General features: G+C 42.4%; 1 pseudogene. It reads right to left on the bottom strand.

Going from position 1 to position 255, the window contains the following annotated elements:
- Window positions 1–235: pseudogene (locus L8D11_RS05540) on the bottom strand (hypothetical protein); the annotation flags it as partial.
- Between the last annotated feature and the right edge of the window lie 20 nt (window positions 236–255).

Genomic DNA, 255 nt, shown 5'->3' with positions numbered 1-255 from the left:
ACCTAGCATCTGGATCTTGAGACAATATTTCTGATCCCTCAACCTCAAAAACAGGACAACTACCTTCTTCTCTATCAACCTCTACTGCCTTTAACATCTTTTTAGGGCGGGCGGCTGATTCTATTATCGTAGCATCAACTATTGCTCCTTGCGACTTCTCTACCTTTAGGCCGTGTTCTGTCAACTGCTCGTTCACCTCTTTCAGCAACACATCCCATATCTTCAGCTTAGTCATTATATTTCGAAATCTGCAAA

Source organism: Candidatus Bandiella numerosa (assembly GCF_021811875.1).
GTDB classification, from domain to species: domain Bacteria; phylum Pseudomonadota; class Alphaproteobacteria; order Rickettsiales; family Midichloriaceae; genus Aquirickettsia; species Aquirickettsia numerosa_A.
This window is presented reverse-complemented; position numbering and strand designations above follow the sequence as displayed.